The sequence below is a fragment of the Flavobacteriales bacterium genome (assembly GCA_016713875.1).
Classification (GTDB): Bacteria; Bacteroidota; Bacteroidia; order Flavobacteriales_F; family PHOS-HE28; genus PHOS-HE28.
Genome location: JADJOI010000003.1, coordinates 2,544,301 through 2,558,298 on the forward strand (window position 1 = coordinate 2,544,301; position 13,998 = coordinate 2,558,298).

Here is a 13,998-nt window from a genome sequence, read left to right on the forward strand (position 1 = left end):
CCATGCGTCCCCGCCATCGCTCCGTTCCGCCCATCGCCCTGCTGCTGCTCGCCTGCGGGCCCGTCGCCTGCGCCCAGTCCGACCAGCGCTTCACGGCGGCCTGCATCGGTTTCTACAACATCGAGAACCTCTACGACACGATCGACTCGCCGGACACCGACGATGCGGAGTTCCTGCCGGGAGGACCGAAGCTGTGGGGCACCACGCGTTACCGCACCAAGGTGGAGAAAATGGGTCGCGTGATCGGCGAACTGGGCAGGGACGTGCACCCGGACGGTGTGCACGTGATCGGCCTCGCCGAGGTGGAGAACCGCCGCGTGCTGGAGGACCTGGTGAAGACGGAGGCCATCGCCAAGCGCGGGTACCGGATCGTGCACGAGGACGGACCCGACCGGCGCGGGGTGGATGTGGCCCTGCTCTACGATCCACGGTACTTCACGCTGCTGGGCCACCGGAGTGTGCCGCTCGTGGACCCGGTGGACACGGCGTTCCGGACCCGCGCGCAGCTGCTGGTGAGCGGCATCATGGACGGCGACACCGTGCACGTGATCGTGGCGCACTGGCCCAGCCGGCGAGGCGGCGAGAAGCGATCGCAGCCCAAGCGCATGCTGGCCGCCAAGCTGGGCCGCGCCCTCATCGATTCGTTGCAGCAGCGTGATCCCGGCGCACGGGTGATCTACATGGGCGACCTCAACGACGACCCGGTGGACAAGAGCGTGCGTGGTGGGCTGATGACCGTGGCCCGGCCGGAACAGGCCACCGGCCGCGCGCTCTTCAACCCCATGGAGCCGCTCTACGACAAGGGCATCGGCTCCCTCGCCTGGCGCGACTCCTGGAACCTCTTCGACCAGATCGTCGTGACGTCCTCCCTGGCCGCTCGCTCGGACGACCGCTATCGATACTACGGGGTGCGCGTATACAACGAGCCCTACCTGCGCCAACAGGATGGCGCGTTCAGCGGATACCCCTTCCGCACCTTCGTGGGCGACACCTGGGCCAACGGGTGGAGCGACCACTTCCCGGTGTACATCATCCTCGTGCGGCCGGTGCGCTGAGCGAAGGACACGGTGGCACGGAAAAGCGAGGGCCCCGGTGCGCGTGCACCGGGGCCCTTCGACTTCGGAGGATGCCGATCAGCGCACGACCGTGAAGCGCACGCTGCTGCGGGCCTCATCGCGGGCGAGCATCAGGGTGTAGAGCCCTGCCTGGAGGTCGGCGACCGGGAGCGTGCTGCGCAGGGCGCTGAAGGAGCCCTCGTTCACCAAGCGGCCGGTGGCGTCCAGCACCTGGAAACGGACACCGGGCACCCGCACCTCCACGGTGAGGATGTCGGTGGCGGGCACGGGCCACACCTGCGTGGCGGCCAGCAGCTGCTCCTTGAGCCCGGTGGAGACCGCCACATCGGCGGCGAAGCGCGGTTCGATCTTCCATTCGCTGAAGCTGTACGACACCAGGCCGGTGACGTCGTAGTTCACGCCCAGCGTCGGGGTGTAGGCGTAAATGAGGTCGTTCACCAGCACTGCGCCCGAACCGTCATCGATCGTCCATTGACCGAAGTTGTTCGCGATGTCGTCGTTGGTGCAATCGGCGTTGGTCACCTGCACCAGCATACCCTCCCACTGCTCCTGGCCCACGGTACCGGTAGTGGCGGCAAGCACCTCCACCGGATTGCCCGGCGACACGATGTTCACGTTGGCGGCATCGCTCAGCTGGGTCTGGTTGAAGTACTCCTCCACCAGCGCGGTGAGGGTGAGGCTATCGCCCAGGGCCACCGGTGAGCTGTCGAACACGAAGAGGCCGGTCCAGGGGCCCGATCCGCTCTGCAACCAGTAGCCGTTGGCACCCACGGCGCAGACCACGCCGCCGGTGTTCACCGTCTGGCCCACGAGCGGCGAGGCTCCGTTCGGGTCGGTGGTGAACTGGATCTGGTAGATGCTCGCATCGGTCGGAGGATTCACCGCTCCGGTCCAGATGCGCACGCTGTCCACCTCCAGATGGCCACCGGCGGCCAGGGTGTTGCGCACACTGAGGATGAACTCCCCGTCGATGGTGTCGTTGTCGGCCACCACTTGCTGGCTGTAGGGTGTCCAGGTGGTGCCGTTGACGGTGATATAGGGGTTGTACGGAGCGTAGCCGAAGCCCGTGGAGCGGCCATCGAACAGGCCGGTGCGGATCTCCCCGTTGCCACGGGCGTAGAAACTGATGTTGTACGCCGTGCCGGTGGTCACGCTCTGGCTCGTGGTGGTGAAACGCTTGTGGGTGTTGGTGGCGCTCACGATGCGGACCGCGTAGGTGCCGAACTGAATGTTCTGATCGGCCTGCTGGATGCTGTCGGCGGCAAGGTTGGTCTTGCTGCCCACCCAGCCGTCCGGCACGTTGCCGGTCCAGCTCTCGAAGCTGGTGGCCACGATCGTCTGCGCCTGGGCGGAAAGCCCCAGCAACAGTGCGGTGAGAAGAGTAACGTGTTTCATCGGTGATGGGTTAGGGGGTGCGGGAGGGAAACGGGTCAGTTGTCGGTGATCACGATGTCGTCCAGGTTCCAGCGGCGGCCATCCGTGCTGGTGCCGGTGTACTTGAAGGCGAGCCGGAAGTTGCCGCTGATGTACGGGATCAGGTCGAGGCCGCCGGAGGGGGTCCAGGTCGCGTTGGCGGCGAGGGCCGGGCTCAGCGCGGTCCAGGTCGCCGTGGACGGAGCGCCGCCGCTGTAGTTCGCGCTCACCAGCACTACCAAGGGCGCGCCTGAGAAGGCCACGGACGTTTCGAAATTGAGCACCGGGGCCGTGGTGGCGCTGAGGTTGACGGATGGGCTGATGAGCCAGGTCTCACAGGTAGTGTAGACCCCGCCGCTGTTGTTGGTGATCGAACCGTAGCCGGCCGTCGCCGTCCATCCCACCGTCCCGGTCACCTGCTGCTGGGTCCATCCGCCCGAGGTGGCGCTGCCATCCTCGAAATCCTTCAGGAGCAGCTGGATGCCGAAGGCGCCGCAACGCGGGCCCGTGAGCTGCACCAGCGACAGGTCGTGCACGAAGAGCTGCATGTCGCTGCCGAACTGGCCCACCACCGCGGTGAAGGAGCCGTTGCCCTGTGGAAGCACCTGCGCGGCGAAATTGGCGTAGCCGCTGGTGCGCACAATGATGGTGTTGCCGTCGCAGTCCTCCAGGGTGCGGTTCACGCTGCTCTGGTTGATGGCATCGCTCCAGGTGGTGACCCCGTTGGCCTCGTCGGCGATGAACTGCACGCTGTCCAGGCGGATGAGCTGGCCCTGCAGGGCGGGCGTCACCTGCGTGACGGACACCACCTTGGGCGCCACCGGCACCAGGGTCTCCTGCTTGATGACGTTGTTGTCGACGTCCACCGAATCGAGCTGGAGCAGGCCAGCGTAGCTGCTCAACGTGGTGCCCTTGAGGTAGATGCGGATGCGGTCTCCGGCGTATAACCCACCGCTGTTCTTCAGGCGCAGCACGATGCCCGCGGTATCGTCCTGCATGTAGATGTTCTTGTACAGATTGCCGTTCGTCTCATCGCCGGTGACCACGCCATAGACGGACGAGTCGCCCGTGAAGCGGTGCGGGAGGTAGGCGAAGGTGGTGGCGTGCAGGTCGCGCAGCCGCTTGATGCTGAGCACCGATCCGGTGGGCAGGGTGCGCTCCGGCGGGGTGTCGAGCTCCTTGTCGCAGCCGCTCAACAGCAGCATTAGGGCCAGGCCGGCGGCGGCGGACAGGGTGTGGGTCAGGTGCTTCATGATCAGAAACCGATGCTCAGCATGGCGAAATAGGTGCGACCGAAGAGGTAGCTCAGGCGCGGGGGGAACTTGCCGACGTCCATCCGTTCGTAGCGCAGCTGCTCGAAGCCGCCCACCACGAAGTCCTGGTTGTTCAGCAGGTTGCTCACCGACACGTTCAGGGCGATGCGGTACTTGCGCTGCACCATCCACGACTTGCCTCCGAAGAGATCCAGGGTGAACGCGTTGTCCAGCTTGGTCTGTTCCAGGAGCTCGTTCCATTGGGGATCCTGCACCGCCAGTCCTTCCAGGGCTTCGGCGGTGCGGCGGTCCGGATTGGGGTCCAGGTAGATGTCGGCGAAGTAGTTCGCCGTGAGGCTGATGAACCAGAACTTGGGGCTGTTGTAACGCAGACCGAGCGAGGCGGCGGTCTGCGGCATCCCGCCCACCCTGTAATTGGTCCAATAGACGGTGCGGTCCGTGGCGAACACCTCCTCGCTGTTGTCGCGGGTGATGGTGGCCTGTGGCCGGCTGGAGTACACGAATCGGCCCGTTCCCAGGACGGCGTTCACGCTGAGGGTGGAGGTGACATTGGCCTCCAGGCCCAGTTCCGCCCCGGTGTGCCGCTGGTCCACCCCGCGCATGGTGTAGTTCACCAGGGTGAGGTACTCATCGTGGAAGAAGGAGCGGGCCCACACCTGATCGGCGATATTGGCCCAGTACACGGTGGCCCGACCCTTGAGGCGGGGGAAGCGCACCACGTAGCTCAGGTCGGCGCTGCTCACCTTTTCGGTGGTAAGACCGGGGACGACCGCGTCGCGGGTGCGCGGCGACAAGTAGGCCCACCGAGCCAGGGGCGGTCGGGTGAGGTAGGCGCCGTTCAGGGTGACGAACTGCCGGCCGCTGAGCTTGTACACGGCGCCCGCCTTCAGGCCGTAGTGCAGAAAGCCCTGCACCTCCGACTTCCCGAACGAGTTGTCCGGGAAGCGACCGTTCACCATGAACCCTTCGCGGAAGAAGGACTGATGGCCCAGCATGCCGGACACGTACGCCTCCACCTGCTGCCAGCGGCGCTCGAACTGCACGAAGCCCGTCGCCTGCCGCACATGCATGTCGTAGTCGTGCCCGAACCGCTCACCGACGGTGATCACCGCGTTGGGCCGGTTGAGGTCGTTCTGGGCCACCGCGGGGTCGGCCGAGACCTGATCGGCGAACTGGTCCACGTCCACCCAGAAGTCGCCGCCCAGCAGGTCATCGACCACGCGGTAGTTGTGCGTCACATGGTCGTGATAGCCCACGCTGGCGGTGAGCTGGGTGTGGTCGTCCAGCGCCTTGGACCACACGCTATTGAGGCCGAAGCGGCGCGGGTCGTTGCGCTGGTCCTCCACGATGTACTTGCTACGGTTGCCGGTGATGTTGAGGCCTGCGATGCCATCGGCGTTCTGCACCGTGTACAGGTTCTTGCGGTTGGCGAAATAGAGCTGGTCCCAGTCGATCTGACCGGCGCTTCCGTTCTGCCAGGCCTCGGTCAGTCGTGCAGCCTCTGCGGGATCGCTCTCCGCGTAGTAGCTGGGCAGGTAGCGGTAGTAATCCGGACGCGGGTCCTTCGCATCGAACCAGTTGATGTTGGTCTGGGCGTCGCGTCCGGCGGTGTAATACAGGCTGGTGGTCCAGGTGGTCCGTTCGTCCGGTGTGAAGTAGTGCGTGAGGATGGCCATCGGCTTATGGTCATAGCTCACACGGGCGTTGCGTTTCTCGCCGTTCTGATAGCCCCAGAAAGGGTTGTAGTAGTTGTTGCCGGTGAGGTCGTAGGCCTCCTGCACGGCCAGGCCCTGACGGCCCTGGCGGATCGGGGCGCCGAAGCCGGTGAAGCCGATGCGGTGCCGGTCGTTGAGCTTCTTCTCCACGCTGAGGAAGTAGGCGGCGGCGTTGAAGAAGGTGCCTTCGGCGTAGCCTTCGTTCGCATAGCGCCAGCTGGCCGAGGCGCTCACCGCCCAGCCCGTCTTCATCATGCCGGTGCTGTGCGTCACCATCACGCGATGGTCGTAGGCCCGGTTGCTGAGGGCGTAGGAGATGCGGGTGCCCCGCCGCTGATCGCTGGCCCGGGCATTGATGGCGGAATACCCACCGATGCCCGCGAACACGAGGCGCGAGGCGGACAACCCCGTGCGGATCTCCATGTAGCGCGTCACGTCGTTCAGACCGCCCCACTGGCTCCAGGTGGCCCAACCGGCCTCCGGGTCGTTCACCATGATGCCGTTGATGAGCACAGAAGTGTTCTCGCCGTCGAGGCCACGGATCCGGAACCGGGCCGGACCCCAGCTTAGACCTGCTGTGTTGGCGAACACATCGCGGGACGACTGCAGGATCCCCGAGATGTCCTGGGAGCCCAGCTCGGATTCCAGGTCGCTGGAGGTCACCGTGTACACCGGCACCCGTTCCTGAAGGATACGGGAGCTATCACCCGCGGCTCCGATCTCCACGGAATCGACCACTTGGGCGGACAAGGAGCAGGGAAGAGCAAGGAAGAGGAAGGACCAGGCGAGCGAACCGGACACCGGCTTGATGCGTCCTAACGTCCCCAAGGGTCGGATGGCCGGTTTCACGCGATCGGATAAGGGCGGCAAAAGTACAGTATCCCTCCGGGAACCCGGGGTTACGGGGAAGTTAACGATGCACACGACCGGCCCGGTGGGCATGAACACGGCACTGTGCATGACAAGTGACTGGATTTCAGCGACTCCAAACCGTACCTTCGCGGGTTGATCCGCAGGTGCTCCCGCCCCACTCCATGATCTCGCTCATCACCCGATGGCCCCAAGCGCTTCGCGCCGTGTGGGTGGTCCTTACCGCAGCGTTGAGCGGGATGGCCGGTGCGAACCACTATTCAGGCGGCAGCATCACCTACCAGTGCCTGGGCGGGAACCAGTATCTGGTGAACCTGGACCTCTTCGTGGACTGCTCCGGGGTGGACCCGATCCCGCAGAACCTGACCTTCCAGAGCGATTGCGGCACCACCTTCACGCTGAACGCGCTTCCCGTCCCGCCGGGAACGGAGGTCTCCCAGCTCTGCCCCACCTCCCTGCCCAACAGCACGTGCAATGGCGGGGCGCTGCCCGGCATTGAGCACTATCAGTTCCAGACGGTGGTGAACCTGGCGGCGTGTGACGACTGGACGATCAGCTGGTCGATCTGCTGCCGGAACACGACGGTGAACCTCACCGGTACCCCTGGGATGTACCTGGAGGCGATGCTCGACAACGCCACCGCTCCGTGCAACAATTCCCCGGTGTTCATCGACCTGTCCATCCCCTATGTGTGCCGGGGTCAGACGGTGAATTACAACTACGGGGTCACCGAACCCGACGGGCACACCATTGTATATTCACTGATCAACGCGCGCTTTGCGGCGCCGGCGCCCACCTCGGTGCCCTACGCCATCGGCTACAATGGCGGAGCGCCGATCCCAGGGATCACGTTGGACCCCACCACAGGCCAGCTCACGTTCAACGCGGCGCTGCAGGGCAACTACGTGGTGGCCGTGCTGGTGCAGGAGTTCGACGCCAACGGCAACCTGATCGGCTCGGTGATGCGCGATCAGATGTTCGTGGTGATGAACTGCACGGGCAACGCGCCCACGACAGGCGGTTTGGTGAACAATACGGGTGGCCTCCTGCTCGGCAGCAACTCGATCGAGGTCTGCGACGGCGAGGCGTTCTGCGTGGACGTGGTGTTCAGTGATGCCGATCCCGGTACCGTGCTGACGCTATCCTCGAACGCCACGGCGCTATTGCCCGGCGCCACCTTCACCATCACTGGCACCAACCCGGCCACCGGCACGCTGTGCTGGACCGGTGACATCAACAACACCCCGGTGAACGTCTATGTGGAGGCGCGGGATGGCAACTGTCCGATCGAGAACGTGGCGTCCACATCGATCAACATCATCTCCACCCAGGGCGGAGGACCGCTGCCGGATGCCGGTACCAATGGCGTGCTGAACCTGTGCACGTCCAGTGGCAACGCGAACCTCTTCGCCAGCCTCGGCGGTACACCGGATGCGGGAGGAACCTGGCAGGGACCGGGAGGGGTCCCGCACAGCGGCACATTCGTACCCGGCACCGATCCGCCAGGGATCTACACCTACACGGTGGGCAATTCCTGCGTGAACGCCACTGCTACGGTGAACGTGGTGGTGAACGCGGCCAGCAACGCGGGTACCAACGGCAACCTCACGGTGTGCGGCAACGGCGCCGCCGTCAGCCTGCTGGCCCAGCTCGGTGGCACCCCGCAAGCCGGTGGTGCCTGGGCCGGACCCAGCCCCGTGGTCGGTGGCACCACGCATCCGGCCACCATGGCGCCGGGCGTCTATACCTACACGGTGACCGGCATGGCGCCCTGCACCAACGCACAGGCCACCGTCACCGTGGTGGAGAACGCGGCCACCAACGCCGGCACCAACGGCAACCTCACGGTGTGCGGCAACGGCGCCGCCGTCAGCCTGCTGGCCCAGCTCGGTGGCACCCCGCAGGCCGGTGGTGCCTGGGCCGGCCCCAGCCCCGTGGTCGGTGGCAACTACGATCCGGCCACCATGGCGCCGGGCGTCTATACCTACACGGTGACCGGCGTGGCGCCCTGCACCAACGCACAGGCCACCGTCACCGTGGTGGAGAACGCGGCCACCAACGCCGGCACCAACGGCAACCTCACCGTGTGCAGTGATGGCGCCGCCGTCAGCCTGCTGGCCCAGCTCGGTGGCACCCCGCAGGCCGGTGGTGCCTGGGCAGGACCCAGCCCCGTGGTCGGTGGCAACTACGATCCAGCCACCATGGCGCCGGGCGTCTATACCTACACGGTGACCGGCGTGGCGCCCTGCACCAACGCGCAGGCCACCGTCACCGTGGTGGAGAACGCGGCCACCAACGCGGGTACCAACGGCAACCTCACGGTGTGCGGCAACGGCGCCGCCGTCAGCCTGCTGGCCCAGCTCGGTGGCACCCCGCAGGCCGGTGGTGCCTGGGCCGGACCCAGCCCCGTGGTCGGTGGCAACTACGATCCGGCCACCATGGCGCCGGGCGTCTATACCTACACGGTGACCGGCGTGGCGCCCTGCACCAACGCGCAGGCCACCGTCACCGTGGTGGAGAACGCGGATGTGGATGCAGGCACCGATGGTGCGATCACTGTGTGTGACGCGGGTGCTGCCGTCGGCCTCTTCGCACAGCTCGGCGGCACGCCCGATGCCGGCGGCAGCTGGACCGATCCCCTCGGCAACGCCCACAGCGGATCGTTCGATCCGGGCACCGATGCGGCCGGTGTGTACACCTACACGCTGGCGGCCCTCGCGCCCTGCCTCGGTGATCAGAGCACCGTCACCGTCACGGTCACCAGCACGCCCGATGCCGGTGCGGATGGCGCGATCACCGTCTGCGACCAAGGCGCTGCGGTCGGGCTCTTCGCGCAGCTCGGCGGTGCACCCGATGCCGGTGGTGCATGGACCGATCCCCTGGGCAATGCCCACAGCGGTTCCTTCGATCCGGGCACCGATGCAGCCGGTGTGTACACCTACACGCTGGCAGCCCTCGCGCCCTGCCTCGGCGATCAGAGCACCGTCACGGTCACCGTCACCAGCACGCCGGATGCGGGCACCGATGGTGCGATCACCGTGTGTGATGCGGGCGCTGCGGTGGGTCTCTTCGCGCAGCTCGGCGGCACGCCCGATGCCGGTGGTGCCTGGACCGATCCCCTGGGCAACGCCCACAGCGGATCCTTCGATCCCGCTGCTGATCCGGCCGGTGTCTACACCTACACGCTGGCGGCCCTCGCGCCCTGCCTCGGTGATCAGAGCACCGTCACGGTCACGGTGACCTCCACGCCCGATGCGGGCACCGATGGTGCGATCACCGTCTGCGACCAAGGCGCTGCGGTCGGGCTCTTCGCGCAGCTCGGCGGCACGCCCGATGCCGGCGGCAGCTGGACCGATCCGCTCGGCAACGCCCACAGCGGATCCTTCGATCCAGGTACTGATCCGGCCGGTGTGTACACCTACACGCTGGCGGCCCTCGCGCCCTGCCTCGGTGATCAGAGCACCGTCACGGTCACGGTGACCTCCACGCCCGATGCGGGCACCGATGGTGCGATCACCGTCTGCGACCAAGGCGCTGCGGTCGGTCTCTTCGCGCAGCTCGGCGGCACGCCCGATGCCGGTGGTGCCTGGACCGATCCCCTGGGCAACGCCCACAGCGGATCCTTCGATCCCGCTGCTGATCCGGCCGGTGTCTACACCTACACGCTGGCGGCCCTCGCGCCCTGCCTCGGTGATCAGAGCACCGTCACGGTCACGGTGACCTCCACGCCCGATGCAGGCACCGATGGTGCGATCACCGTGTGTGATGCGGGCGCTGCGGTCGGGCTCTTCGCGCAGCTCGGCGGCACGCCCGATGCCGGTGGTGCCTGGACCGATCCCCTCGGCAATGCCCACAGCGGTTCCTTCGATCCGGGGACCGACGCGGCCGGTGTGTACACCTACACCCTCGCCGCACTGGCACCCTGCCTCGGTGATCAGAGCACCGTCACGGTCACCGTCACCAGCACGCCCGATGCGGGCACCGATGGTGCGATCACCGTCTGCGACCAAGGCGCTGCGGTCGGGCTCTTCGCGCAGCTCGGCGGCACGCCCGATGCCGGCGGCAGCTGGACCGATCCCCTGGGCAACGCCCACAGCGGATCCTTCGATCCGAGCACCGATGCGGCCGGTGTCTACACCTACACCCTCGCCGCACTGGCACCCTGCCTCGGTGATCAGAGCACCGTCACGGTCATGGTGACCTCCACGCCGGATGCGGGCACCGATGGTGCGATCACCGTGTAACGCGCACAGCGGCTCCTTCGATCCGAGCACCGATGCGGCCGGTGTCTACACCTACACCCTCGCCGCTCTCGCGCCCTGCCTCGGTGATCAGAGCACCGTCACGGTCACCGTCACCAGCACGCCCGATGCGGGCACCGATGGTGCGATCACCGTGTGTGACGCGGGCGCGGCAGTGGGCCTCTTCGCGCAGCTCGGCGGTGCACCCGATGCCGGCGGCAGCTGGACCGATCCCCTGGGCAACGCGCACAGCGGATCCTTCGATCCGAGCACCGATGCGGCCGGTGTGTACACCTACACCCTCGCCGCACTGGCACCCTGCCTCGGTGATCAGAGCACCGTCACGGTCACGGTGACCTCCACGCCCGATGCGGGTACCGATGGTGCGATCACCGTGTGTGACGCGGGCGCGGCAGTGGGCCTCTTCGCGCAGCTCGGCGGCACGCCCGATGCCGGCGGCAGCTGGACCGATCCCCTGGGCAATGCCCACAGCGGATCCTTCGATCCGGGGACCGACGCGGCCGGTGTGTACACCTACACCCTCGCCGCTCTCGCGCCCTGCCTCGGCGATCAGAGCACCGTCACCGTCACGCTGACCTCCACGCCCGATGCCGGTGTGGACGGCTCGATCACCGTGTGTGACGCGGGCGCGGCAGTGGGCCTCTTCGCGCAGCTCGGCGGTGCACCCGATGCCGGCGGCAGCTGGACCGATCCCCTGGGCAACGCCCACAGCGGATCCTTCGATCCAGCTGCTGATCCGGCCGGTGTCTACACCTACACGCTGGCGGCCCTCGCGCCCTGCCTCGGCGATCAGAGCACCGTCACGGTCACCGTCACCAGCACGCCCGATGCGGGCACCGATGGTGCGATCACCGTCTGCGACCAAGGCGCGGCAGTGGGCCTCTTCGCGCAGCTCGGCGGCACGCCCGATGCCGGCGGCAGCTGGACCGATCCCCTGGGCAACGCCCACAGCGGATCGTTCGATCCGAGCACCGATGCGGCCGGTGTCTACACCTACACGCTGGCGGCCCTCGCGCCCTGCCTCGGCGATCAGAGCACCGTCACGGTCACCGTCACCAGCACGCCCGATGCCGGTGTGGACGGCGCGATCACCTGTGTGACGCGGGCGCGGCAGTGGGCCTCTTCGCGCAGCTCGGCGGCACGCCCGATGCCGGCGGCAGCTGGACCGATCCCTGGGCAATGCCCACAGCGGTTCCTTCGATCCGAGCACCGATGCGGCCGGTGTCTACACCTACACCCCTCGCCGCACTGGCGCCTTGCCTCGGTGATCAGAGCACCGTCACGGTCACGGTGACCTCCACGCCGGATGCGGGCACCGATGGTGCGATCACCGTGTGTGACGCGGGCGCTGCCGTCGGCCTCTTCGCGCAGCTCGGCGGCACGCCCGATGCCGGTGGTGCCTGGACCGATCCCCTCGGCAATGCCCACAGCGGTTCCTTCGATCCGAGCACCGATGCGGCCGGTGTGTACACCTACACCCTCGCCGCACTGGCACCCTGCCTCGGTGATCAGAGCACCGTCACGGTCATGGTGACCTCCACGCCGGATGCGGGCACCGATGGTGCGATCACCGTGTGTGACGCGGGCGCGGCAGTGGGCCTCTTCGCGCAGCTCGGCGGTGCACCCGATGCCGGCGGCAGCTGGACCAATCCGCTGGGCAACGCGCACAGCGGATCCTTCGATCCGAGCACCGATGCGGCCGGTGTCTACACCTACACCCTCGCCGCTCTCGCGCCCTGCCTCGGTGATCAGAGCACCGTCACGGTCACCGTCACCAGCACGCCCGATGCGGGCACCGATGGTGCGATCACCGTGTGTGACGCGGGCGCGGCAGTGGGCCTCTTCGCGCAGCTCGGCGGTGCACCCGATGCCGGCGGCAGCTGGACCGATCCCCTGGGCAACGCGCACAGCGGATCCTTCGATCCGAGCACCGATGCGGCCGGTGTGTACACCTACACCCTCGCCGCACTGGCACCCTGCCTCGGTGATCAGAGCACCGTCACGGTCACGGTGACCTCCACGCCCGATGCGGGTACCGATGGTGCGATCACCGTGTGTGACGCGGGCGCGGCAGTGGGCCTCTTCGCGCAGCTCGGCGGCACGCCCGATGCCGGCGGCAGCTGGACCGATCCCCTGGGCAATGCCCACAGCGGATCCTTCGATCCGGGGACCGACGCGGCCGGTGTGTACACCTACACCCTCGCCGCTCTCGCGCCCTGCCTCGGCGATCAGAGCACCGTCACCGTCACGCTGACCTCCACGCCCGATGCCGGTGTGGACGGCTCGATCACCGTGTGTGACGCGGGCGCGGCAGTGGGCCTCTTCGCGCAGCTCGGCGGTGCACCCGATGCCGGCGGCAGCTGGACCGATCCCCTGGGCAATGCCCACAGCGGCAGCTTCGACCCGGCTGCTGATCCGGCCGGTGTCTACACCTACACGCTGGCGGCCCTCGCGCCCTGCCTCGGCGATCAGAGCACCGTCACGGTCACCGTCACCAGCACGCCCGATGCGGGCACCGATGGTGCGATCACCGTCTGCGACCAAGGCGCTGCGGTCGGGCTCTTCGCGCAGCTCGGCGGCACGCCCGATGCCGGCGGCAGCTGGACCGATCCGCTCGGCAACGCCCACAGCGGATCCTTCGATCCGAGCACCGATGCGGCCGGTGTCTACACCTACACCCTCGCCGCACTGGCACCCTGCCTCGGTGATCAGAGCACCGTCACGGTCATGGTGACCTCCACGCCGGATGCGGGCACCGATGGTGCGATCACCGTGTGTGACGCGGGCGCGGCAGTGGGCCTCTTCGCGCAGCTCGGCGGCACGCCCGATGCCGGCGGCAGCTGGACCGATCCGCTGGGCAACGCGCACAGCGGCAGCTTCGATCCGGGGACCGACGCGGCCGGTGTGTACACCTACACCCTCGCCGGACTGGCACCTTGCCTCGGCGACCAGAGCACCGTCACCGTCACGCTGACCTCGACCCCGGATGCCGGTGTGGATGGCGCGATCACCGTCTGCGACCAAGGCGCGGCAGTGGGCCTCTTCGCGCAGCTCGGCGGCACGCCCGATGCCGGCGGCAGCTGGACCGATCCCCTGGGCAACGCCCACAGCGGATCGTTCGATCCGAGCACCGATGCGGCCGGTGTCTACACCTACACGCTGGCGGCCCTCGCGCCCTGCCTCGGTGATCAGAGCACCGTCACGGTCACCGTCACCAGCACGCCCGATGCCGGTGTGGACGGCGCGATCACCGTGTGTGACGCGGGCGCGGCAGTGGGCCTCTTCGCGCAGCTCGGCGGCACGCCCGATGCCGGCGGCAGCTGGACCGATCCCCTGGGCAATGCCCACAGCGGTTCCTTCGATCCGAGCACCGATGCGGCCGGTGTCT

6 protein-coding genes are annotated in these 13,998 nt (G+C 67.5%); 3 read left to right on the plus strand and 3 right to left on the minus strand.

All coding sequences use genetic code 11. The features are described 5' to 3' along the window. Positions 1 to 2 precede the first annotated feature (2 nt). Positions 3 to 1,055: an endonuclease/exonuclease/phosphatase family protein gene (locus IPJ87_12390; protein MBK7942651.1), complete on the plus strand. Its 1,053-nt coding sequence runs from the start codon at positions 3 to 5 to the stop codon at positions 1,053 to 1,055. A gap of 78 nt (positions 1,056 to 1,133) precedes the next feature. On the opposite strand, the gene IPJ87_12395 is transcribed toward IPJ87_12390, so the two are convergent. The 3 genes from IPJ87_12395 to IPJ87_12405 are packed head-to-tail and all read right to left on the minus strand — an operon-like array spanning position 1,134 to position 6,279. After that, on the minus strand, positions 1,134 to 2,471 hold the full coding sequence (locus tag IPJ87_12395) for a hypothetical protein (protein MBK7942652.1): 1,338 nt from the start codon (positions 2,469 to 2,471) through the stop codon (positions 1,134 to 1,136). Between the two features lie 35 nt (positions 2,472 to 2,506). Then, positions 2,507 to 3,742 carry a choice-of-anchor J domain-containing protein gene (locus tag IPJ87_12400; protein ID MBK7942653.1) on the minus strand — a complete coding sequence of 412 codons (1,236 nt, stop codon included), beginning with the start codon at positions 3,740 to 3,742 and terminating at the stop codon, positions 2,507 to 2,509. Positions 3,743 to 3,744: 2 nt separating this feature from the next. Continuing rightward, positions 3,745 to 6,279, minus strand: coding sequence for a TonB-dependent receptor plug domain-containing protein (locus IPJ87_12405; protein MBK7942654.1), 2,535 nt, complete (start codon positions 6,277 to 6,279; stop codon positions 3,745 to 3,747). A 308-nt stretch (positions 6,280 to 6,587) separates the two neighbouring features. On the opposite strand from IPJ87_12405, the gene IPJ87_12410 reads away from it, so the two are divergent. Continuing rightward, the gene (locus IPJ87_12410; GenBank protein ID MBK7942655.1) at positions 6,588 to 10,592 is read left to right on the plus strand and encodes a hypothetical protein; all 4,005 of its coding nucleotides are present in this window, start codon (positions 6,588 to 6,590) and stop codon (positions 10,590 to 10,592) included. Beyond that, positions 10,561 to 11,904 (plus strand): hypothetical protein, encoded by a 1,344-nt coding sequence (locus IPJ87_12415; protein MBK7942656.1) that lies wholly within the window; start codon positions 10,561 to 10,563, stop codon positions 11,902 to 11,904. The genes IPJ87_12410 and IPJ87_12415 overlap by 32 nt, the downstream gene beginning before the upstream one ends. Positions 11,905 to 13,998: the final 2,094 nt, after the last annotated feature.